Annotated in this window: 20 protein-coding genes; 13 read left to right on the top strand and 7 right to left on the bottom strand. The window is 61.7% G+C overall.

Annotated elements, in window-relative coordinates; all coding sequences use genetic code 11:
* Both L6639_RS33045 and L6639_RS33040 read left to right on the top strand, forming a co-directional pair.
* A partial coding sequence (locus L6639_RS33045) for a TCP-1/cpn60 chaperonin family protein (protein ID WP_276576261.1) occupies positions 1-464 on the top strand: 464 nt, incomplete at its 5' end.
* A 139-nt stretch (positions 465-603) separates the two neighbouring features.
* The gene (locus tag L6639_RS33040; RefSeq protein ID WP_237865786.1) at positions 604-891 is read left to right on the top strand and encodes a GIY-YIG nuclease family protein; all 288 of its coding nucleotides are present in this window, start codon (positions 604-606) and stop codon (positions 889-891) included.
* 65 nt (positions 892-956) lie between these two features.
* Here the strand turns inward: L6639_RS33040 and lepB are convergent, their stop codons facing one another.
* Together lepB and L6639_RS33030 are read right to left on the bottom strand one after the other, a co-directional pair.
* Positions 957-1,703 (bottom strand): signal peptidase I, encoded by a 747-nt coding sequence (gene lepB / locus L6639_RS33035; RefSeq protein WP_237865785.1) that lies wholly within the window; start codon positions 1,701-1,703, stop codon positions 957-959.
* Between the two features lie 125 nt (positions 1,704-1,828).
* A complete protein-coding gene (locus L6639_RS33030; protein ID WP_237865784.1) occupies positions 1,829-2,662 on the bottom strand; it encodes a LysR family transcriptional regulator in 834 nt (277 codons plus the stop codon).
* Between the two features lie 128 nt (positions 2,663-2,790).
* On the opposite strand from L6639_RS33030, the gene L6639_RS33025 reads away from it, so the two are divergent.
* Both L6639_RS33025 and L6639_RS33020 read left to right on the top strand, forming a co-directional pair.
* A complete protein-coding gene (locus L6639_RS33025) occupies positions 2,791-3,384 on the top strand; it encodes a cysteine hydrolase family protein (RefSeq protein ID WP_237865783.1) in 594 nt (197 codons plus the stop codon).
* 12 nt (positions 3,385-3,396) lie between these two features.
* A complete protein-coding gene (locus tag L6639_RS33020; RefSeq protein WP_237865782.1) occupies positions 3,397-4,035 on the top strand; it encodes a glutathione binding-like protein in 639 nt (212 codons plus the stop codon).
* Between the two features lie 75 nt (positions 4,036-4,110).
* Here the strand turns inward: L6639_RS33020 and L6639_RS33015 are convergent, their stop codons facing one another.
* On the bottom strand, positions 4,111-5,199 hold the full coding sequence (locus tag L6639_RS33015; RefSeq protein ID WP_237865781.1) for a tlde1 domain-containing protein: 1,089 nt from the start codon (positions 5,197-5,199) through the stop codon (positions 4,111-4,113).
* A gap of 620 nt (positions 5,200-5,819) precedes the next feature.
* Here L6639_RS33015 and L6639_RS33010 point away from each other — a divergent pair.
* Together L6639_RS33010 and L6639_RS33005 are read left to right on the top strand one after the other, a co-directional pair.
* Positions 5,820-6,362: a FecR domain-containing protein gene (locus L6639_RS33010; protein WP_237865780.1), complete on the top strand. Its 543-nt coding sequence runs from the start codon at positions 5,820-5,822 to the stop codon at positions 6,360-6,362.
* Positions 6,363-6,428: 66 nt separating this feature from the next.
* Positions 6,429-8,315 (top strand): CHASE2 domain-containing protein, encoded by a 1,887-nt coding sequence (locus tag L6639_RS33005; RefSeq protein ID WP_237865779.1) that lies wholly within the window; start codon positions 6,429-6,431, stop codon positions 8,313-8,315.
* On the opposite strand, the gene L6639_RS33000 is transcribed toward L6639_RS33005, so the two are convergent.
* Positions 8,287-10,317 (bottom strand): glycosyltransferase, encoded by a 2,031-nt coding sequence (locus tag L6639_RS33000; RefSeq protein ID WP_237865778.1) that lies wholly within the window; start codon positions 10,315-10,317, stop codon positions 8,287-8,289. The genes L6639_RS33005 and L6639_RS33000 overlap by 29 nt on opposite strands.
* 220 nt (positions 10,318-10,537) lie before the next feature.
* On the opposite strand from L6639_RS33000, the gene L6639_RS32995 reads away from it, so the two are divergent.
* From L6639_RS32995 to L6639_RS32975, 5 genes are all read left to right on the top strand, one after another.
* On the top strand, positions 10,538-11,275 hold the full coding sequence (locus L6639_RS32995) for a class I SAM-dependent methyltransferase (RefSeq protein ID WP_237865777.1): 738 nt from the start codon (positions 10,538-10,540) through the stop codon (positions 11,273-11,275).
* Positions 11,272-12,114: an NAD-dependent epimerase/dehydratase family protein gene (locus L6639_RS32990; RefSeq protein ID WP_237865776.1), complete on the top strand. Its 843-nt coding sequence runs from the start codon at positions 11,272-11,274 to the stop codon at positions 12,112-12,114. The genes L6639_RS32995 and L6639_RS32990 overlap by 4 nt, the downstream gene beginning before the upstream one ends.
* Positions 12,115-12,176: 62 nt before the next feature.
* Positions 12,177-13,088, top strand: a complete 912-nt coding sequence (locus L6639_RS32985) for an ATP-grasp domain-containing protein (protein WP_237865797.1) — start codon at positions 12,177-12,179, stop codon at positions 13,086-13,088.
* Positions 13,066-13,746 carry a metallophosphoesterase family protein gene (locus L6639_RS32980; protein WP_237865775.1) on the top strand — a complete coding sequence of 227 codons (681 nt, stop codon included), beginning with the start codon at positions 13,066-13,068 and terminating at the stop codon, positions 13,744-13,746. Before L6639_RS32985 ends, L6639_RS32980 begins: the two co-directional genes overlap by 23 nt.
* Before the next feature lie 58 nt (positions 13,747-13,804).
* Positions 13,805-14,572 (top strand): TylF/MycF family methyltransferase, encoded by a 768-nt coding sequence (locus tag L6639_RS32975; RefSeq protein WP_237865774.1) that lies wholly within the window; start codon positions 13,805-13,807, stop codon positions 14,570-14,572.
* Between the two features lie 49 nt (positions 14,573-14,621).
* Here L6639_RS32975 and L6639_RS32970 read toward each other — a convergent pair whose 3' ends face one another.
* Together L6639_RS32970 and L6639_RS32965 are read right to left on the bottom strand one after the other, a co-directional pair.
* Positions 14,622-15,332, bottom strand: a complete 711-nt coding sequence (locus L6639_RS32970) for a WbqC family protein (RefSeq protein WP_237865773.1) — start codon at positions 15,330-15,332, stop codon at positions 14,622-14,624.
* Between the two features lie 17 nt (positions 15,333-15,349).
* A complete protein-coding gene (locus tag L6639_RS32965) occupies positions 15,350-16,096 on the bottom strand; it encodes a glycosyltransferase family 25 protein (RefSeq protein ID WP_237865772.1) in 747 nt (248 codons plus the stop codon).
* Positions 16,097-16,370: 274 nt separating this feature from the next.
* Here L6639_RS32965 and L6639_RS32960 point away from each other — a divergent pair, with 274 nt between their 5' ends.
* Entirely contained in the window at positions 16,371-17,450 is a 1,080-nt protein-coding gene (locus L6639_RS32960; protein WP_237865771.1) for a DegT/DnrJ/EryC1/StrS family aminotransferase, read from the top strand.
* Between the two features lie 52 nt (positions 17,451-17,502).
* Positions 17,503-18,531 (top strand): NAD-dependent epimerase/dehydratase family protein, encoded by a 1,029-nt coding sequence (locus tag L6639_RS32955; RefSeq protein ID WP_237865770.1) that lies wholly within the window; start codon positions 17,503-17,505, stop codon positions 18,529-18,531.
* A 4-nt stretch (positions 18,532-18,535) separates the two neighbouring features.
* Here the strand turns inward: L6639_RS32955 and L6639_RS32950 are convergent, their stop codons facing one another.
* The gene (locus L6639_RS32950; protein ID WP_237865769.1) at positions 18,536-20,041 is read right to left on the bottom strand and encodes a glycosyltransferase family 39 protein; all 1,506 of its coding nucleotides are present in this window, start codon (positions 20,039-20,041) and stop codon (positions 18,536-18,538) included.
* Positions 20,042-20,053: the final 12 nt, after the last annotated feature.

Below are 20,053 nucleotides of genomic sequence, written 5' to 3'. Positions count from 1 at the left end.
AGGATCGCGTTGATGACGCGATGCATGCGACCCGCGCGGCTGTCGAGGAAGGCATCGTCCCGGGCGGCGGCGTCGCCTTGCTCCGTGCTTCCGAGCAGCTCAAGGGCCTGCGCACCAAGAACGACGACCAGAAGACCGGCGTTGAGATCGTGCGCAAGGCGCTGTCGGCTCCCGCTCGCCAGATCGCCATCAACGCCGGTGAAGACGGCTCGGTGATCGTCGGCAAGGTGCTGGAGAACAAGTCGTACGCCTTCGGCTTCGACTCCCAGACCGGTGAGTACGGCGACCTCGTCAAGAAGGGCATCATCGACCCGACCAAGGTGGTCCGTACCGCGATCCAGAACGCAGCCTCGGTTGCGGCGCTGCTGATCACCACGGAAGCCATGGTCGCCGAGTTGCCCAAGAAGGGCGGCGCCGGCCCCGCAATGCCCCCGGGCGGCGGCATGGGCGGCATGGACTTCTAAGGTCCACCATCCTCGAGACTTGCGAAACCCCGGCAGCGATGCCGGGGTTTTTGTTTGGGGGGCGTCGGCCCTCTCCCCTCGTCATTCCGGGGCGCGCCCGCTTGGGGCGCGAGCCCGGAATCCATTTCAGCACTTGCTCATGGCCTATTACGTCTACCTTCTCGCCAGCAAGAAATACGAAACGCTGTATATCGGCGTGACGAACGACATCATTCGCCGCATCCATGAGCATAAGACCAAGGTGGTCCCGGGCTTCAGCAAGAAATATTCCGTCGACAAACTGGTCTGGTACGAGATCTACGATGATCCCGTGACCGCGATTACTCGCGAGAAGGAACTTAAGAAATGGCGCCGGGATTGGAAGATCAGGCTCGTTGAGAAGCAAAATCCACAGTGGATCGATTTGTATCCGCAAATTACGGCCTGACCTGGCGGATGAATGGATTCCGGGCTCGGCGCTCCGCCCCGGAACGACGGAGGAGGGAGATCGCCCTACCCCACCTTCCCCAGCCGCTCCGCCCGCAGCTCGCCTTCGGAATCGAGCGACCAGAAGATCCGCGTCACCTTGCCGATGAGATTGTCCATCGGGACGAAGCCCATCACCGACTTGAAGCGGCTATCGGTGGAGTTGTCTCGGTTGTCGCCGAGCGCGAAGAAATGGCCCGGAGGTACGGTGTAAACCTCGGTGTTGTCGGCATAGCCATTGTCGACGCAATCGTAGGTGATGTAGCTCGCACCGTTCGGCATCGTCTCGCGCCAGCGCTTGACCCTGGTCCCGGTCTCGCCGCCGCAGGCAGAGCCCGCGGCCACCTCCTTCAGCGCCACGCGCGCGACCTTGATGCCGTTGAGGAAGAGTTGTCCCTGCCGCATCTGGATGCGATCGCCGGGCAATCCGACAACGCGTTTGACATAGTCGATCTCATCGTCCTTCGGCGATCGGAAGACGACGATGTCGCCATAGGCGGGATCAGCGGCGCGGAAACGGCCGGAGATGAACGACGGCGCGAAGGGAAACGAATAGCGGCCGTAGCCATAAGCATACTTCGCCGCGAAGACGTAGTCGCCGACCACCAGCGTCGGCATCATCGAGCCGGACGGGATATTGAACGGCTGATACAGGACGTAGCGAAACAGCAGGAGTGGCGACCACAGCACGGGCACGAGCAGGATCAGGATGACAATCGCCTTCCACCCGCTGGATCTGGCCTTCGGCCGGACGGTGTCCTGAAGCGTGGTCATCGCCTTACCTGCCCGAGATTGTCGCCGCCACAGGATTGCGCAACCTGTCGGCGCGCGCAATCCCGGCCTTCCTGGATTGGTCGTGCGGATGACGGGCTGCGTTCAAGGCCGCCGCTGGCCGGCAATCAACTCTGCGCCAGATCCCGGAAGCAGTGGCGTATCCAGTCGATCGTCACGCGCGTTGCGGCGTCGCGCTTGAGGTGGTTTTGCACCAGGAGCCAGGCATCGCGCCGTTTCGGCAGCAGGCTGGCGCGCAGGCGGCGATCGCCGAGCAGGTCCGCGCAAACATATTCCGGCAACACGCCGGCGGCCCGATGCGCGCGGATCAGATTGCGGATGACGCGGACATTGTCGGTGACGCAGCGCGTGCGCGACGTCTTGGTGCGCAGGAATTGCATCTCGGGAATGGCGCCGAGCTCGTCCGGATAGGCGCACAGCATCGGCTCGCCCTCGGTCGTCACAGGCTCGAAGTAATAGAGCTTGATGTCGCCAAGCCTGGAGATCACGAAGTCGCCCTTGTCGGGCTTGCGCAGACGGATGGCGAGATCAGCCTCCCAGCGCGAGAATTTGACGTTCTCGCTGGAAGTGAGGAATTGCAGCGTCAGGCCCGGATTGGCGTGCAGGAAGTCGCTCGCGCGCGGCGACAGTACCGCTTCGGCCACCGTGTTGGTGGAGGCAATGCGCAGGCGCCCCACCGGTCCTTCCAGGTTCTCGCTGAGACGGCCGATCTCGGCGGCATGCGCGGCCATCGCCTCGACATGCGCCAGCACCGCCTCGCAGCTCCGCGTCGGCCGGCGCACGCCGTCAGCGGCCTCGAACAGGCGCAGGCCGAGGGCGCGCTCGATGCGCGACAGCCTGCGCCCGACCGTGGTCTCGTCGATGCGCAGCCGCGCGCTGGCGCCTGCATAGGTGCCCTCGTCCCTGACGGCGGCGATGATGCGCAGATCGTCCCAGTTCATGGGCCTGAGGCTACATCGGCGGCGAGATGCCTGCAATATCGCAGCCACCGGCTGCAATATCCCTGCATATCGGCAGGCGGCTCCGGCGCTATGTTGGCCAAGCCTTTCGCCCCGGAGATTGCCCGACCATGACGACCGCAAAGACCCTGCTCCAGCTCGCCGGCGCCGACCTCAACCCGCCGCGCCTCTCCGACGCCGCGCTGGTGCTCATCGATATCCAGAATGAATATCTTGCAGGCCCCCTCGCCTTGCCCGACGCGCGCCCCGCGATCGCGCGGGCGGCTGCGCTGCTGGCACGGGCGCGCGAGAGCGGAGCCGCGATCATCCATATCGCCCATCGCGGCAAGCCTGGCAGCCTGTTCGATCGCAGCGCCGATCGCGGTGCCATCGTCGCCGAACTCGCGCCTCGTGCCGGTGAGCTCGTGATCGAGAAGGAGCTGCCCAACGCCTTTGCCGGCACCGATCTCAAGGCGCGTCTTGACGCGACCGAGAAGAAGAACATCGTGCTGGCCGGCTTCATGACGCATATGTGCATCAGCTCCACGGCGCGCGCCGCGCTCGATCTCGGCTTTCGCACCACTATTGATGCCGATGCCTGCGCCACGCGCGACCTGCCCGACGGACGCGGCGGCACGCTGGACGCGCGCACCATTCACGAGGTTGCGCTGGCCGAACTCTCCGACCGCTTCGCGATCATCGCGCGCGGCGATGCACTGAGATAACGGAGCAAGCTGATGCTGCAACTCTATTTCTCACCGATGGCCTGCTCGCTTGCGAGCCGCATCGCGCTGATGGAATCAGGTCTCGATGCGCGCTATCACCAAGTTCATCTCGCGACCAAGACGGTCGCGGACGGCGACGGCGATTTTCGCGACATCTCCTTGAAGGGCGCCGTACCGGTGCTGGTGCTGGAAAACGGCGAGCGGCTGACCGAGTGCGCGGCGGTGTTGCAATACATCGCTGACCTGAAGCCCGAGCGCGGCCTTGCACCGCGGCCGGGAGATTTGGATCGCTACCGCCTGCAGGAATGGCTGAGCTTCGTCGGCGCCGAGATCCACAAGGCGTTCCTGTTTCCGACGTTCTGGTACAAGGACGACGGCTCGCTCGCCAAGCCGCGCGCGCGGATCTTGCAAACGCTGTCGGTGCCGTCAGCGCATCTTGCGGACCGCGAATTCCTCGTCGGTCGCAGCTTCACCGTTGCGGATGCACATCTCACCTGGGCTCTACTGCTGCTTCGTCCCGCAGGTGTCGACATCGCGCAATGGCCCTCGCTCGCCAGATATCTCGAGCGCATGCAGGCGCGGCCGGTGGTGCGAGAGGCGATTGCCACCGAAATGGTGCTGCGCAAGGCCGTGCCGGTCAACGCAGCGTAGCGGGTCACTCTGGAAGCAGAAAATGAAAAGGGCCGCAGCGAGCGGCCCTTTTGCATGATCTCGAATTGACCTGATCTACTCGACCCGCGCCAGCACCGCGAGCTTGCGGATGCCCTTGTTGCGATAGGCGTCGAGGAATGCGTAGTAGTCCTTGAACGACACGCAACCGTTGGAATCGCCGTTTGGCCCGAGCATGAAGGTGTGTGCGAGCAGGCCGTCGCGGCCATAGATCGCGCTTTCGCCGCCGATCGGGGTCAGGCGCAGCGCGGGCACGCCGTGGAACAGCGCCTCGCGCGGCTTCAGATTGTAGATGTGCGGCGGGGTGACGCCGCGCATGCGGACACGCTGCGAGTGCGGATCGTCGAGGTTGGAGCCGAGGCCGGAATGCGCCTCGAGCTTGGTGCCGTCGGGTAGGTAAACCGTCTTGGCGGTGATGTCGTAGACCGCGGTGTCGCGCTCATAGGGCGGCGCGCCGCCGAACATCGGGTTCTGCTCTTTCGGCGCGATCGCCGAGGTCACGCTGGCATCGGCCGAAGCATAGGCGAGCAGACCGCCGGAGGGCTCACGCTTGCCCCACAGCTTCTCCACCATCGATTGGCGCGGACCGGTGATCGACATCACCGCAGCCTTGGCGCGGTCGGCAAAGGATTTTGGCTTGGCTTCCGGCGCCGGCACGATCTGGGCCGGATCGGCGGAGGCGAGTTGCACCGGCGCGTCGGAGCGCTTGCCCTTCGCGACGTCAGCGACCTTGTCGGCGACCCTCTCAGCCACCTTGGCGGGGTTGAGCGGCTTCAGCACTTCGGCGACCTTCGCGACGACGGTCGGCTTCGAAGTGGCTTCGGCGACCTTCGTCGCAGGCGCAGCACTCGCGGCGTTCGAATCCACGCCCTGCGTCGCCGCTGCGGCAAAACGCTCGTTGAACTGTTCGCGCGAAATCGGTGCAGCCACCTGCAGCCGGTCGGGCAGCAAGGCAAAGGTTTCCCGGATCGCCTCGCCCGCCTCGCGCAGCGCCACCTTGGGCGCGCGCTTGACCACGGGCTCGTCGTAACCGGCGCTGCCGACGGTCGGATAGACGCTGGCGGCGAAGATGTTGTTGTAGACGGTCCAGCCGGCAAGCAAGACGCAGCCGGCCACGGCGGCGCCAAGCACGTTTTGGGTGGTCATTTTCCGGGAAGACTTCCGAGAATTGTTTGGCTTCCGTGCCGCGTAACTCTGCGCAGCGATACTCGTACTCATTCGCCTTGCGTCCAGGACGGTGTCACTCAGTCCCCCTTCGAAGTGCCGCTGGTCACGTTCCGGAACCAGCATCTCGCAGAGGGTCGGAGCGTCATTAAGGCGACTTTTAGTTAAATGCAGATTAAGTTCGGGCAGTTGTAGGGCAACTCGTTAACGCTGTGCCATTTCGAGAAAAAAGCCCGCAGAAATACGGACTTAGACGACGCTGTTAACCATCATTCTCGGCCGGTTCAGCACGGTCACAGGGCCTCACCGACCTCACCTTTGGACCCGCCAACCAAGTCATTTTCGTGGTCATCAATATCGGGATGATAACGGGGGAAGCGTTGCGCGAGGCTGGTGAGCTGCGCGCTCTCCGCCTCTCCCCGCTTACGGGGAGAGGTGGAAGAGAAACGTTGCCCTGACTGAAAGTTGATCGCGCCAATCTGGAAATGGCCGAGCCGCGAAAATAGCTACACGCTCGGCACTTTTCAGCAGCCTCTGCGTGTGATACGGTACCGTATCAACATCGCCTTGAACCGTGCCGAGCACGTCAAACGGAGGCTGGCATGAGAGGGTTTTCACGCGCGGGGTTTTGCGCCCTGGCGTGGTCGTTGTTGTTGATTGGCTCGGCGACGGCTCAGCCCGCTACGGATGCGGGCTGCACGGCATCGCCATCCGCCGCCGGCACGCAAGTTTGGCGTTGCGACAACGGCGTCACGATCGTTGCGGAAAATGGCGCGAGATTTGAACTGAAAGACGCCAACCGCGACGGACATATAGATGCCGTCGAGTTGAGCGACAAAGCGCTGCTGGTCGAAGTGCCCAAGAAACCCGGCGGCAATCCCTTCAAGGTGCTGACACCGCAAGCGATTGCCGCGGTGCGCGGGACCAAATGGGCGGTCGATGTCGCAGAGACCAAAACCTCCGTATTCGTCGCCGACGGCCGCGTTGGCGTAACCCGCAGGGCGGCACGCGGACGCGGCGTGGTGCTCGGCCCCGGCGAAGGCGTAGACGTGGAAGCGACCGGCCCACTGACCGTCAAGACGCTGACTGTCAAGACTTGGGGCCAGCCACGCGTCGACGCGCTGATGGCAAGGCTGGGTCAATAGGCCCCGGTCCGCACGACCTGCTCAGGCAGGCCCTGAGAACAAAAAGAAGATTGCAAGTCAGACGTAATGAATAGACGCGTACAGATATTGGTGGCCCTCATCCTCACTGCTTTGTGGGGTGCCGGCATTTTTGCCGCTCACGCTTACGGCCATCTCGCCTTTCTCGACCGGCTCGAGGCGACGCTGACGGACCTGCGCACGCTCGCGCGCGGCGTGCAAGCGCCGCCCGATCTCGTCACCATCGTCGCCATCGACGACACCGTGGTCAAGCGCGGCGGCAGCTATCCGCTGCCGCGCGCCGATCTGGCGCGCGTGGTCGACACCATCGTGCAGTTCAAGCCGAAGGTCATCGCGATCGATCTGCTGCTGGTCGACCGCAGCGCTGCGATCGGCGACGCCACGCTGGCCAACACGCTCGCGACCGGTCCCATGGTGCTCGCGGCCGCGGCGATCTTCCCGAGCGCGAGCGAGACGGTGGCGCCCGGCAGCGCCGGGCCGCTCGCCGCTCTGCCCCAGGCCGAGCGCTTCTTGCTGCCGTTACCTGCTTTCGCCGATCACGCCGATGTCGGCGTCGTCAACGTCGCGACCGGGCAATCCGGCTCGCCGCTCTCGGTGCCGATGCTGTTCCGGACCCGCGACAGGGTCGAACTGTCGTTGCCGCTGCGGGTCGCAAGCCGCGCCCTCGACAAGAAGCTGACGATCGCGCCCGATCACCTCATGCTCGGCGATCGCGCGGTGCCGACCGACACCGACTTTTCGCTGCCTATCACTTACTACGGCCCGCGCCGCACCATCCGCACCGTGAGCGCGCAGAGCATTTTCGACGGCACGCTCGATCGCAAGGTGATCGAGAACCGGATCGTCGTGATCGGCGCTGCGGTTGCCGGCGGCGGCGACTTCTTCCCCACGCCATTCGATTCCCTGATGCCCGGCGCCGAGGTGATCTCGACCGCAATCACGCATCTCATCGCGGGCGACAACATCGTGCGCGACCGCAAGGTCCACATCGCCGATGCGCTGATCGCGATCCTGCTGCCGATGCTGCTGGTCGGCCTGCTGGCCTGGCGGCGCAGCGCGCTCGGCTTCGTCGCGGCGGCCGCGCTGATGATCGCCTGGGCCGGGCTCAATTTATTTGCGTTCACGCACGGCGTCTGGCTCGATGCCGCGACCACGCTCGCGGCCGCGGTGCCGCCGGTCGCCGTGTTCGTCGGCGTGCAGACCTGGGCCGGAGCCCGCCGCACGCAGTACCTCGCCGCCAAGAGCCGGTCGCTGGCGCAACTCCAGGCGCCAGCGGTGCAGGAATGGCTGGCGCGCGATCCCGATTTCCTGGCGAAGCCCGTTCGGCAGGATGGGGCCATCGTCTTCATCGATCTCTCGGATTTCACCGCGTTGAGCCAACAGATCGATCCGGACGAACTTCAGAACATTCTGAAGGCGTTCCACGCCTTGATCGACAAGGCCGCGGTCGATTGCGGCGGCATGATCACGAGCTTTCTCGGCGACGGCGCCATGATCCTGTTCGGCCTGCCGCGCGCGATGCCCGACGACGCGGCGCGTGCACTGAAATGTGCGATCGACCTGCACCGCGGCGTCGAACGGTGGATCGCATCGCTGCCGCCTGCGATCAGCGGACGGCTCGGCTTCAAGATCGGCGCGCATTGTGGTCCGATCGTCGCCTCGCGTCTCGGCGAGAGTCATCAGCACATCACGGCCAATGGCGACACCGTCAATCTCGCCAGCCGGCTGATGGAGGTCGCCGCGCAAAACAATGCGCGTCTCGCATTGACCGACACGCTGCTGGACGCCGCAGACTTCCACGGCGCGCCCGACGGCGTGCTGTCGGGTCCCCTGCTCACCCAGGTCCGCGGCCGCTCCGGCGTCGTGACCGTCTGGTTCTGGCGCGACCAGGACAGCCCGAGCCAGATCACTGCGCGGGCCGAGATGATCGACTGAGCTTCTGCGCCTTGCGCCTGAGCACGCCGAGGCCGCCGAGCAGCCCGCGCGACATCAGCTCGCGGAAACTGTCATTGATGAGGATCTCGTCGACCTCGTCCGAGATCAGCTTCGCCTCCGCCTCGGTCATGACGTTGGACGTGAACGCGCCGCCCGCTTTCATCGCGTTGAGCACATCCTTGACCAGCGGCGCGCCATTGGACGGGATCTCCGGCGGCTGCCAATCCAGATCCTCGATGACGAACAGGCCGCCCGGTTTCAGCGAAGGAAACAGCACGCCGAGCGTCAGGTGCTGATGCACTGAGGCGTGAGAACCGTCATCGATGATGATGTCCAGCGGCGCCTCCTTGCGTGCCAGCTCTTCCAGCATGCTGCGGTCGCCTTGATCGACACGATGGATCCGGACGCGTGGATGCGAGAACCAGCTGAAATCCTCGATGTCTACGCCGATAACTTCGGCATTCGGGAAGTAGTCCAGCCACATCTGCAGCGACGGCACCTGATCCTGGGCCCAGCCTTCGACGCGGCCGCGGCACAGGCCGATTTCCAGGATACGGATAGGCTCGAGTGCCTTCGACTGAAACAGCTGGTGATAGATGCGCGTGTAGTGGTGGGCAACATGCCCCTTGTAGACCGCACCCTTGTCCGAGTCGTATTTCGCCGCGAGCTGCGTCAGCCAGTTCGGCTCGAGCACCAGATTCTTGAGATAACCCGCCACACTCTGCTCGGGGACGGCATCGATGCGCAAGCCGCGCTCGGCCCACATCCTGCCCCAGAGATGGACACCGGTCACGCGAGGGTCGCTCAACAGCTCGAAGCCGGCGCGGCTCTCGGAGACGAACAGCTCCACTTCACGCCGATCGATCGCGTTGAAGGTCGTCGGCGGCACGATCGACGCCAGAAGATCCTCATCGCCGGCAACGAGCAGATATTCGCTCAGCAGCAGCGGCCCCACCGCGCCGTATTCGACGCGCTTTTCGCTGAACAGCCGCTGGAGCGACAGCGCATAGAGATTGGCCATGTGAATCGAGCCCCTGGGCGCGCGCATCACATCGCCGCCGCAAACATGCCCCTGCTCGACGCCGGACCATTGCGCGGAGAACACATGCTCCCTGCCGAAATCCAGGGGTTTGACCAGCACGATGTCCGTATCGAGCCACCAGCCGCCGAACTCGTGAAGAACGGCATAGCGGTAGATGTCGCTGAAATAGCGGATCTCGCTGTTGAGAACGGCATGCTGGTAGATCGCAGCAGGCACGAGGCTTGCCGCATCGACCAGCATCACCCCGGGCGGCACGCGCGCCTGCATCGCGGCGGCGTTGTCATAGGTGTACAGCTTCACCGGATGGCCCTGACGGACCATCGATTGCAGCGACAGGCGCGACATGTCGCTCAGCGGCGCGTTCGACCAGAAGCAGTGGATGGGATCGCGCGCCACGTCCGGCGTCGCGCGGGTTCGAAGATGCGGATTGAATTGCGCCGTCAGGGCGTTCCAGGCAATGCGGGAGACGGAGCGGCACTCGCCGAGGAACGGCAATTTCTGATAGGCCCGCGCGATCAGGAAGCAGAAGCTCGCCTGGTTGGCCTGCCCCACCCTGTTCAGGGTGTTGCCGAAATTCTCCCAGATCGACGGATCAACGGGATCGAGCGCCACCGCGCGCTGAAACGCCTCGAGCGCCTGCGCCTGGAGCCCCTTGCCCAGCAGTGCCGTCCCGAACGTTGCGAGATAGGTCGCCTTCATCTCGTTCGTGAGAGCGCGGCCGGCCCAGTTGATGGCCGCGTCGTAATCGCCGTTGAGCAGAGAGACGCCGGCCATCAGATGAAGCAGCCCGGCATGGTTAGCGTCCGAGGCAAGGCCTTCCCGACAACGGGCTTCGGCCTGCTCGAACTCACCGGTCTTCAGGTGCCGAAGGCAGATCCGGTAAACTTCATCCCGCGTCAGCGAAGACGGCTCTGTCGAGATCTCGTTTGCCTTTGCGAGAGTGCCGTCGTGATAGTTCATGGGGACCTTCCGGATCATGGCACAGCAGACAGCAATCCGCTTCCCAACTCTTGGGAAGCTCGCCGCATCTCGACTATCCCGCTCGTAGCTTGCTTGAAGCTTGCTTGAGGCTTGACACCGCCTTCGCTCTACCGCGCCGGCGCGTGGCGAATCAAAGGGGCCGTTGATAAGCGTGAGATCGGGCGTCCAATGGCGCATCGAATTTGACGAAAGAGAACCCATGAACAGTCGGCTGGATGTCCATGTCGCTGCCTACGAGGGCAAAAGCATCTACGATTTCGACAACGAGATTTCGCTGACCTGGTATCCGAAGCGCATTGCTCGTGTCGTGAAAGATCCACGTGCCGTCCTCGATCTCGGACTGGGGCACGGCTTCGCCACTGAACTCTTTTCGGACGGCTGCAAGCGTCATGTGGTTCTTGAAGGCTCTCCCGCGGTGATCCAAAACTTCAAGCTGCGGTTTCCGGAGAGCAGAAGCGAGATCATTGAAACCTATTTCGAAGAGTTCGAGACGGACGAAACATTCGACCTCATCGTCATGGGCTTCATCCTCGAGCATGTCGACGACCCGCTTCTGATCTTGAACCGTTTCAGGAACTTTCTGGCCCCCGCGGGGAAGCTCTTTGTTGCGGTTCCCAATGCCGAGGTCATGAACCGAAGGCTTGGACATCTTGCGGGAATGCTGCCGGACATGGAGGCTCTTTCGGACAACGATCTGGTTCTTGGGCACCAGCGGTACTTTACGGTCGGCTCCCTCACCAAGCTGGCGACCGATGCCGGCTACAAGATAGAGAAGATCGAAGGCATCTATCTCAAGCCCTTTGCGACAAGTCAGCTCCTGTCGCTACATCTCGACACCAAGATCATCCGAGCCCTGTGCGAGATCGGTGTTGACTACCCAGAACTGTCCTGCGGGCTACTCGCGCAACTCGCGCCGGACGATTCGGCGCGATCATGAGGGTGTTGATCATAGGCGGAACCTCCGCGCTAGCGCAGGCGGTTATCCCGCTGCTTCGTGAACGGTACGACGTGCTGACGGCCGGGCGCCGGGGCTGTGAGGTCGAGCTGGACCTCTGTTCGGACCACGTCCAGATTCCCGACAGGATCGACTGCGTGGTCAATATGGCGGCCGCCTTCGATGGCAATGAATTGCCCGACACGCTGCAAATCATGAATGTCAACGTACTCGGCCTGATGAAGCTCTGTCACGCAAGCTCAAGAGCAAACACGAAGCACTTCGTGCACATCTCCAGTATTTTCTCGGATCTCGCGAACGATTCTCCCTTCTTCGGAGCCTATGCTCTTTCAAAGAGGCATTCCGAGGATGTTGCGCAGTTCTGCGCCAGAAAGTTTCGGCTGCCTGTCGCGGTACTCAAGCCTTCTCAGATTTATGGGGTGGGAGAGTCGTTTCGAAAACATCAGCCTTTCCTGTACACCATCATGGACAAGGCCGAGAGAAACGAAGACATCGACATTTTCGGCTCGAACGACCCGCTGAGAAACTTCATTCACGCCGACGACATCGCCAAAATTATCTCGGCCATCATTGCGATGAAGATCGAAGGCGTCTATCGGTGCGTGAACCCCGACAACGTCAGATATTCGCAGATCGCGGCGGCGGCGATTTCGGCTTTTGCAAGCACGAGCAAAGTCAGGTTCCTGACGGACAAGCCCGATATCCCGGACAACGGCTTTTCCTGCGACGACACGTTATTCCGGATGGTCGACTATCTTCCCCGCGTTTCCTCCGTGCAAGGCATGCAGATGGAAGCGGTTCATCGAAAGCTGGCATCGTGACGACGATACTGGTTTCCGGCGCCGCCGGAATCGTCGGCTACGGAATCCTTCGCTCCCTGAGGATGTCGAAGCGACCGATGAAGCTCATCGGCACCTCGATCTATACCGACTCGGTCGCACCAGGATTTTGCGACGTGTTTGAAGCCGTACCCAGGACCGATGCTTCGGACTACATCGATCAGCTTGTCGCGCTCCTGCGCAAGCATCGGGTCGACGTGGCGTTCCCCGGCATCGATGCCGACATGTACAAGTGGGCGGATCATGTCGCTGAACTTAAAGCGACGGGAACCAAGGTGGTTCTCAACTCACGAGCGCTGATCTCCATGTGCTCGGACAAATGGGCATTCTACGAACGGCAGCGGGAATTGATGCCGACCTATGCGATCCCGAGCTATCTGGACATGGACTTCGATGCCCTCAAAGCCAATTGCGGCCTGCCGTTCTTGCTGAAGCCTCGTCGGGGCTTTGGCTCGAAGGGCATCGTGGTGGTCGAGACTGCGGAGCAGCTTGCCAAGATTGCTCCCGCGACAAAGACAACGTTGATGGCTCAACCCATCGTCGGGCGAGACGACGACGAATTCACGGTGTCCGCGTTCTGCGACGGTCAAGGCGGCTATTCAGCCTCGATGGCGCTTCAGCGAAGACTTTCCAAGGATGGATTCACGGAAAAGGCCGAAGTCGTCGACCAGGCCGAGTTCTCCGAAGCGGTCCGGGATTTGTGCAAGGCGTTTTCGCCGATCGGACCGACAAATTTTCAGTTTCGCAAGACCGATGCAGGTCTGAAGTTGCTCGAGATCAATCCGCGGATTTCGTCATCCACCTCGATCCGCGCCGCCTTTGGCTACAACGAAGCGCTCATGGCGGTCGACATGGCTATCGAGCAACGACTGCCGGTGCAACCGGACATAAAGCGTGGCAGAGCCGTCCGCTATACCGAGGATTTCATCTTCCATGACAATAGCGTTCATCTCTGACATCCACGGAAATTTCGAGGCGCTGACAGCGGTTCTCGCCGAGATCGACCGTATGCGCGTCGCCGAGATCGTCTGCGTCGGCGACGTGGTCGGCTATTATTCCCAGGTGAACGAATGCTGCGATGAACTGAAGCGACGCGGCATCCACAGCGTTCTCGGCAACCACGACTGGTACCTGGGCTTCGGCGGGTTCTGCACCCGATCCAAGAGCGTGAACGAGTGCCTGGCTTATCAGAGAAAGGCGATCACGTCCGAAAACGTGAACTGGCTGAGGGCCTTTCACCTGCAAATGCAGGTCGGGAATGTTCAGGTCGTTCACGCCGGATGGGGCGATCCGATCGACGAGTACCTGACCAACCCGAGCGAAGACTATTTCGCGCGCCTGTCCGGCACCCATTTCGTGAGCGGCCATACCCACGTGCAAAGCATCCACCGCTTCGGCGCAAAGACCTACTGCAATCCGGGGTCCGTGGGCCAGCCGCGCGACGGCGATCCACGCGCCGCGTTTGCAACCTTCGACGGCGAGACCTTCGCGCTGCACCGGGTCAAGTACGACATGCAAAAGGTCTTTGACCTGATGGAGACCGCTGGATTCCACGACTACTACTATGGCGGGCTGAAGACTGGCGCGAAAAATCTCAGGCGGCTCGCGGATTGAGCGTCGGGATCTCAGCGCCCTCTCCTCTCATCAACATAGCAACGTGTGAGCACAAATCATGACGCCAAGCGATCCGCAGGACGCGCAGAACTTTACCTTTGCTGCCCAGGACGAAGTGGCCGCTTACGGCCGGCTGCAGGAACTGATGAAGACGTCGCCGATGCCTGCGCGCGAATTCCACGCTAATCTCGGCCTGTTCCTCAATCGCCCGTCGCTGGCGCGTATTCTCTTCATGCACGATCTCTATTCGATGACCCTGCACACGCATGGCGTCATCATGGAATTCGGCGTGCGCTGGGGGCAGAACATGGCGCTGTTCACGACGATGCGCCACATCTACGAGCCCTACAACATGAGCCGCAAGGTTGTTGGCTTCGATACGTTCGAGGGCTTCCCGTCGGTAGCGCCCCAGGATGGCGATTTCGACGGGCTGAAGGTCGGCGGGCTCAGCGTCACGCCCCATTACGAAGACGTACTGGCAGACATCCTGTCGGCGCAGGAGAAGCTCGCACCGCGCAGCCACCTTCGCAAGTTCGAGTTGGTCAAGGGCGACGTGACCGAAACCCTTCCCGTGTATCTGGAGAAGCATCCCGAGACGATCATCTCGCTGGCCTATTTCGACCTTGATCTCTACGAGCCGACGAAGAGATGCCTCGAACTCATTCGCCCCTATCTGGCAAAGAACAGCATCGTCGGGTTTGACGAGCTGGTCCTCGCCGAGAATCCGGGCGAAACCCTGGCCCTGCGCGAGGCATGGGGCACCCAGGGCTATCGTATCTGCCGCAGCACGATCTCGCCGCAGCAGAGTTACGTCGTATTCGAATGAGGCGTCGATCTCGACGCCGGACCGTTTTCGGACGAACCGGGCTTAAGGCCTATACGTCCTGTTGAACCAGATCGTAGTTTTCGGCGATGATCTCGCCCAGCTTCGATACCGAGTTGAACATCAGCAAATCGACGATCGATAGATACGGCACATGAGGCTGCCCGAACTGCTGATAAGGAAACGGTCGCGCGCGAAGCGCTCTGAATTCGATTCCACGGGCACTGAAAGCATTGGCATCGTAGAGCTCCAGGCCGCCGATCGCGTTGATGTACTTTTGCGTGCCTTCCGCTTCGCACAATGCAAGCACCCTATCCTGGAACTTGAGCGAATGATCGATCGGCACCTCGGACGAGATTTTGAAGGAGGTCTTCAAACCGAGATGCTCGCAGGTCATCTGCAACGAATTGAAGAGATAGCGAAATAGATTAGGATCTTGAAAGCCAACAATCTCTTCCAGAAGTGGAAAGGTCTGCTTGAAGAAAGGCGCAGTTCTATAGGCCCCTTGCCATTGATTGAGCAGCTTTGCACGGTCGAAGTCGGCCGCCAACTCCCTGTCGCGAATATCGAGGGCGTCCGAGTCCTTCTTCAACGGGAGCGAGAACAACGCGTCCTTGCCGTTGACCAGCATCCTGTTGCGGTTGATCCAGCCCTTTTTTACATATTTTACGTTATCATAGACGATGAAGAGATCGACCGCACTAATGAGCTGATAATAGCCGATATAAGGAAGAAAATACGGCTGCATGATCGCGAGTTTCATCGTGCGCGACGCCCCTGTTAGCCCCAGATGCGCGCATCGTGAGTATAGGTAGTCGACGTCGCATTGTTGTTGCGCGGCACCACAAGCGGCGCGAAGCAAGCATACGCCTTGAAGAGGTGGTAGGTGCTGTTCCCCATCCCATCCAATCCTATCGTTGGCAGCATGCGGTTTCCGAGCGCCTCGATTCTGACAGGCCGGTTGTCCATCGGGAAACAGAGCTCCAACAACCTCGACGCTCCCTGGGGAGAGATCGCGGTCCCGGCCGGGCCGAAACAACAATTGAGCCGGAGCGCGGCCACCTGAGAATTCGATTTCTGGAAAGCGGCATCACTCGCGTCATCCGGGTGGATGGGCCGAAAGACCATCATCGACTTCATGCCCTGCGCGAGCTCGAGATCAAGTACCGAATCCGTATTGTATCCGAGCACCAAAAGATCCCAGCTCCCAAGGGACGGAAGAAGCGCCTCCAGGCGTCCGATGATGTCGTGGCGGATGGTACAATCGTCCTCAAAGACAAGGGCAGGCTCATTCTGCTTGGCGATCCAGTTCAAGATCCGCCACAGTGAAGCGGCGCCGCCAACGGCTCCCCTGGTGAACTGCGATCGGGGCGCAACGAGCCGCATCGCCATCACCTCCTGATCGGTCAACTCAAGGCCATTCGTCGCGGAGAAGCGCTCGAAGGCGATTCCACAGCCGACATTGCGCTTCAGGAAGTTCTCGAATTTCTCTGGATGGCGATCGAGATTAATGACGAAATTCTTCATATGCCAAAAGGACCGTTCGCGAATGGATGCCGGAGAGCGCCACTAGAATATTGATTCGCCAGTCGGGGCTAGTCCAAACGCGCCTGTCAATCGCGGATCACGTCGCGCACGAATGCTCCACGCAAGTCTCGATCTATATCGGTAAGCCGTCACAGACTTGAATCGATATTCAGGACTCGAGATGACTGCCGCAGTCCCGCTTGAATCTCTCACGCCCCTGGGCAGGAGCCCGCTTCATATCGTGCGTCCAAGGTTTCCAAGAACCGAACAGTTCTTGGCCGCTTTCGAAACCGCGCTGGAGACGGGCCAGGTCACGAACAATTCCCGCTGGGTTGTCGAATTCGAGACGCGCCTGAGCGAGTATCTTGGCGTTCCTACCCTTGTTTTCTGCAATGGCCAGATCGGGATGATGGCCATGTTGCGGGCTGCGGGCATCACCGGCGGCGAAGTCATCGTGCCGTCGTTCACGTTCAGCGCAACACCGCATGCCATCAAATGGGTCGGCGCCGAACCGGTCTTTGCCGACATTCTCGACGACCAGACGATGCGCCTCGACCCTGATGATGTCGAGCGCAGGATCACTGACCGTACCGTCGCCATTCTTGCTGTCGACGCTTATGGGATCGCCAGCGATTACGCGACGCTCGCCCGGATAGCCGAAACTCACAAGCTGAGATTTCTGGTCGATAGCGCGCCCTCTTTCGGAACGCGCTTCAATGGGCAATTGGTGGGCGGTTGCGCAGACGCGCAGATGTTCAGCTTCCACGCCACCAAGGCTTTCGCAACAATGGAAGGCGGCTGCGTCTGCAGCCACGATTTGGAATTGCTCGCGCGCGTCAAGGCGATGCGCAACTTCGGGCAAGTCGACGGCGCCGATTGTCACGAGCCGGGCTTGAACGGGAAAATGCTCGAGATATCGGCCCTCATCGGCCTCGAGCAACTCAAGACGTTCGAGCAGGCCATTGCGACGCGCCGACACGCCGTCGAGCGCATGCGGACCGGGCTTTCCAAAATTCCCGGTTTGCGCGTGGGGCGAGAGCCTGCAGGCGTGCAAACGAATTGGCTCTATCTGCCGGTCGTCGTCGACGCCAGGGAGTTCGGGCTCGACCGGGATGCACTGACGTCAGCGCTCGAGACCCACAATGTCTTCGTCCGGAAGTATTACAGCCCGCCCTGCCACCACATGACCGCCTACACGACGCAGAGGGAAGTGAATTTACCCGTGACGGAAAGGGTCGCTTACAACGTCATTGCGCTCCCGGTCTACAACGACATGACCGACGAGGAATGCGATCTCATCGTTGCCGCCATCCGGTATGCGCGCCAATCGGCGCAAAACAGAACGAAGCCTTAATCGCATAGTCGCAGCCAACCCGATGTTTCCCAAGCATATAGAAGTCTAGGACATGCAGAAAGTTCTCGTCACTGGAGCAGGCGGCTATATCGGCATTCCACTGTGCCAGATGCTGGCCCAAAAGGGTTATTCGGTGACTGCGCTCGATCGATGTTTTTTCGGCCGGGATCGATTCATGCAGGCGGCTTCCCACCCGAACATCAAGATGCTCGTCGACGACATCCGCACCGTCGACCCCCAACAGTTCGAAGGCATGGACGCTGTCATCGATCTGGCGGGACTGAGCAACGACGCCTCCGCCGAAATCGACCCCGAGCTGACGGTCTCGATCAACCATCAGGGGGGCGTTCGTCTGGCTCGCGCGGCTAAGCGGGCCGGCGTTCGCCGCTATGTCTATTCGAGCTCGGCGTCGGTCTACGGCCACGGCCAGGAAGTGTCGCTCAACGAGCACGCGGTCTGCCGGCCGCAGACGCTGTATGCCGAAAGCAAGCTCCACGTCGAGGACGAGCTGCGCAAGCTGCAAAGCGATACGTTCGAAACGGTCATCTTGCGCAACAGCACCGTGTTTGGCCTGGCTCCGCGCATGCGCTTCGACCTCGCCATCAACGTCATGACGCTCCGCGCCTGGAAGGAGCGGGTGATCTACGTCATGGGAGGCGGCGAGCAATGGCGGCCGTTCATCCACGTTCATGACGTCTGCCGCGCCCTGATGATGGGCATCGAGAGCGAAGCGTCAGTCGTGTCCGGGGAAACGTTCAACGTCGGCAGTGACGATCTCAACTATCAGATCAAGCAGCTCGCCAACTTCGTCAAGGACATCATCCCGAACATCGTTACGCATACGATCCCGGATGCGACGGACAAGCGAACCTATAATTTGTCCTTTGCCAAGATCATCCAACGCCTGAAATTCGATCCATCCTCCCGCGTCCATGAAGGTATCGTGGAGATAAAACAGGCTCTGGAGCGTGGCACGGTGAGTGGCGACGATCCCACCACCCATACGCTGGGATGGTACCGTTCCCTGATCGACTGGGAAAAGCGGATCAAGGAATTGTCGTTCAACGGCAAGATCTTGTGATCGCTCAAGGCACCAGTTCGGGCGGCGGCGAGCGATCCAGGACGTCGCCCTTGGCACCCTCGAGCAGGTCGACGCCGTAGGTCTCGACCACGAGCGGCCCGCGCTTGCGCTGCAGCTCGGCGACACGCGTCACATGCGTGAAGAGATCGTTGAGGAAGGGATGGCCATCGGGCCTGACTTCGTCGACATAGAGCAGCTTGCCTGCGAGCAGTTTCGGATCCGGCTCGGGCATGTTGACCCAGCGGATGCGCTGGTTCTGCTGCACCACGCAGGCCCCGCGCGGCAGATAGAAGGCGAGCCAGCCGGTGGTGCCGTAATCAGGCGTGAGCACGCAGGTCGCACCATGGCGCACGCGTTCTGCTTCGATATTGGCAGCGAGCTCGCGCCAGCCGACGCCGACGCTGCGCACGGTCGCATCGCGGCGATAACCGGATAGCCAGCCTGTATTGGCCTGCAGGATCAGCGCGGCGAACATCACGATGCCAGCAGGCCCGGCCCAGCGCAGGCAAAAATCCACCAGGCGTCGCGCCCGCGGCTTCCACTGTGCAAGGTTGGCGGCGGCTGCGGCGGCGACAATGAACGGCGGATAAACCGGCGCAAACCAGTTGGCCTCGACGCGCGCATGCAGCGAATGCCAGAAGAAATAGACGACGATGGTCCAGAACATCGTCTCGATCAGCACGCGGGAGGCCAGCGCGCCGGCCCGGCGCCAGGTCAGCGCATGCAGGCCCATCGCGCCGAGGATGAAGACCAGCGGCGTCGCGAATGCGATCTGGGTCGGGATCAGCTCGGCGATGAAGACCGGGCGGAAATCCTCGATCTTGGCGCGCCCGAGCTGCTTGACGAACGAGACCCAATGATGATCCGCATTCCACAGGATCACCGGCGAGAACAGCGCCAGCGCGACGAGGCCGCCGAGATAGGGCCAGGGCGAGAGGAACCAGCGCCGCAGTTTCGGCACGGAAGCGAGCCAGATCAGGATCGCAGCGCCAAAGAACATCGCAGTGTACTTCGACAGCAGCGCCGCGCCGACGGCTGCGCCGACCGCAAGCCACCAGACACCGCGGCCAGTCTCGAGCACCTTGGCGAGGAAGAACAGCACGAAGCTGGAGGCAACCAATAACGGCGCATCCGGCGTCACGATCAGCGTGCCGACGGAGGCCATCATGGTGACGTTGAGCAGGATGGCGCTGGTCGCAGCCACCCGCGCACCGCCGAACAGGATCGCGGCCGAGCGATAGATCGCATAGCTCATCGGAAGCGCGAGCAGGATCGAGACCAGGCGGACGCCGAGCTCGGTATCGCCGGCGATCATAGTGCCGGCACGGATGACGTAAGCCACCATCGGCGGGTGGTCGTAATACCCGCCCGCCAGATTCTTCGACCACATCCAGTAATAGGCTTCGTCGAAGGTGATCGGCGTGAAGGCGGCCGCGACCAGCCGCAAGACGACCAGCGCGAGGATCACCAGCGCCGCATTGCGGACGATCCGCGCGTCAGCCCCACCCATAGCTGAATCCTT

It is taken from the genome of Bradyrhizobium zhengyangense (genome assembly GCF_022012555.1).
GTDB lineage: Bacteria > Pseudomonadota > Alphaproteobacteria > Rhizobiales > Xanthobacteraceae > Bradyrhizobium > Bradyrhizobium zhengyangense.
Note: the sequence above shows the minus strand (reverse complement) of the source record. Positions and strands in the feature narration are given on the sequence as shown.

Coding starts and splice junctions, on each gene's coding strand:
- L6639_RS33005 (WP_237865779.1), top strand. CDS start 6,429: ATGAATAGACGCGTACAGATATTGGTGGCCCTCATCCTCACTGCTTTG.
- L6639_RS32985 (WP_237865797.1), top strand. CDS start 12,177: ATGTCGAAGCGACCGATGAAGCTCATCGGCACCTCGATCTATACCGAC.
- L6639_RS33020 (WP_237865782.1), top strand. CDS start 3,397: ATGCTGCAACTCTATTTCTCACCGATGGCCTGCTCGCTTGCGAGCCGC.
- L6639_RS33010 (WP_237865780.1), top strand. CDS start 5,820: ATGAGAGGGTTTTCACGCGCGGGGTTTTGCGCCCTGGCGTGGTCGTTG.
- L6639_RS32955 (WP_237865770.1), top strand. CDS start 17,503: ATGCAGAAAGTTCTCGTCACTGGAGCAGGCGGCTATATCGGCATTCCA.
- L6639_RS33015 (WP_237865781.1), bottom strand. CDS start 5,199: ATGACCACCCAAAACGTGCTTGGCGCCGCCGTGGCCGGCTGCGTCTTG.
- L6639_RS32995 (WP_237865777.1), top strand. CDS start 10,538: ATGAACAGTCGGCTGGATGTCCATGTCGCTGCCTACGAGGGCAAAAGC.
- lepB (WP_237865785.1), bottom strand. CDS start 1,703: ATGACCACGCTTCAGGACACCGTCCGGCCGAAGGCCAGATCCAGCGGG.
- L6639_RS32990 (WP_237865776.1), top strand. CDS start 11,272: ATGAGGGTGTTGATCATAGGCGGAACCTCCGCGCTAGCGCAGGCGGTT.
- L6639_RS32965 (WP_237865772.1), bottom strand. CDS start 16,096: ATGAAGAATTTCGTCATTAATCTCGATCGCCATCCAGAGAAATTCGAG.
- L6639_RS32950 (WP_237865769.1), bottom strand. CDS start 20,041: ATGGGTGGGGCTGACGCGCGGATCGTCCGCAATGCGGCGCTGGTGATC.
- L6639_RS33030 (WP_237865784.1), bottom strand. CDS start 2,662: ATGAACTGGGACGATCTGCGCATCATCGCCGCCGTCAGGGACGAGGGC.
- L6639_RS33025 (WP_237865783.1), top strand. CDS start 2,791: ATGACGACCGCAAAGACCCTGCTCCAGCTCGCCGGCGCCGACCTCAAC.
- L6639_RS32975 (WP_237865774.1), top strand. CDS start 13,805: ATGACGCCAAGCGATCCGCAGGACGCGCAGAACTTTACCTTTGCTGCC.
- L6639_RS33000 (WP_237865778.1), bottom strand. CDS start 10,317: ATGAACTATCACGACGGCACTCTCGCAAAGGCAAACGAGATCTCGACA.
- L6639_RS32970 (WP_237865773.1), bottom strand. CDS start 15,332: ATGAAACTCGCGATCATGCAGCCGTATTTTCTTCCTTATATCGGCTAT.
- L6639_RS33040 (WP_237865786.1), top strand. CDS start 604: ATGGCCTATTACGTCTACCTTCTCGCCAGCAAGAAATACGAAACGCTG.
- L6639_RS32980 (WP_237865775.1), top strand. CDS start 13,066: ATGACAATAGCGTTCATCTCTGACATCCACGGAAATTTCGAGGCGCTG.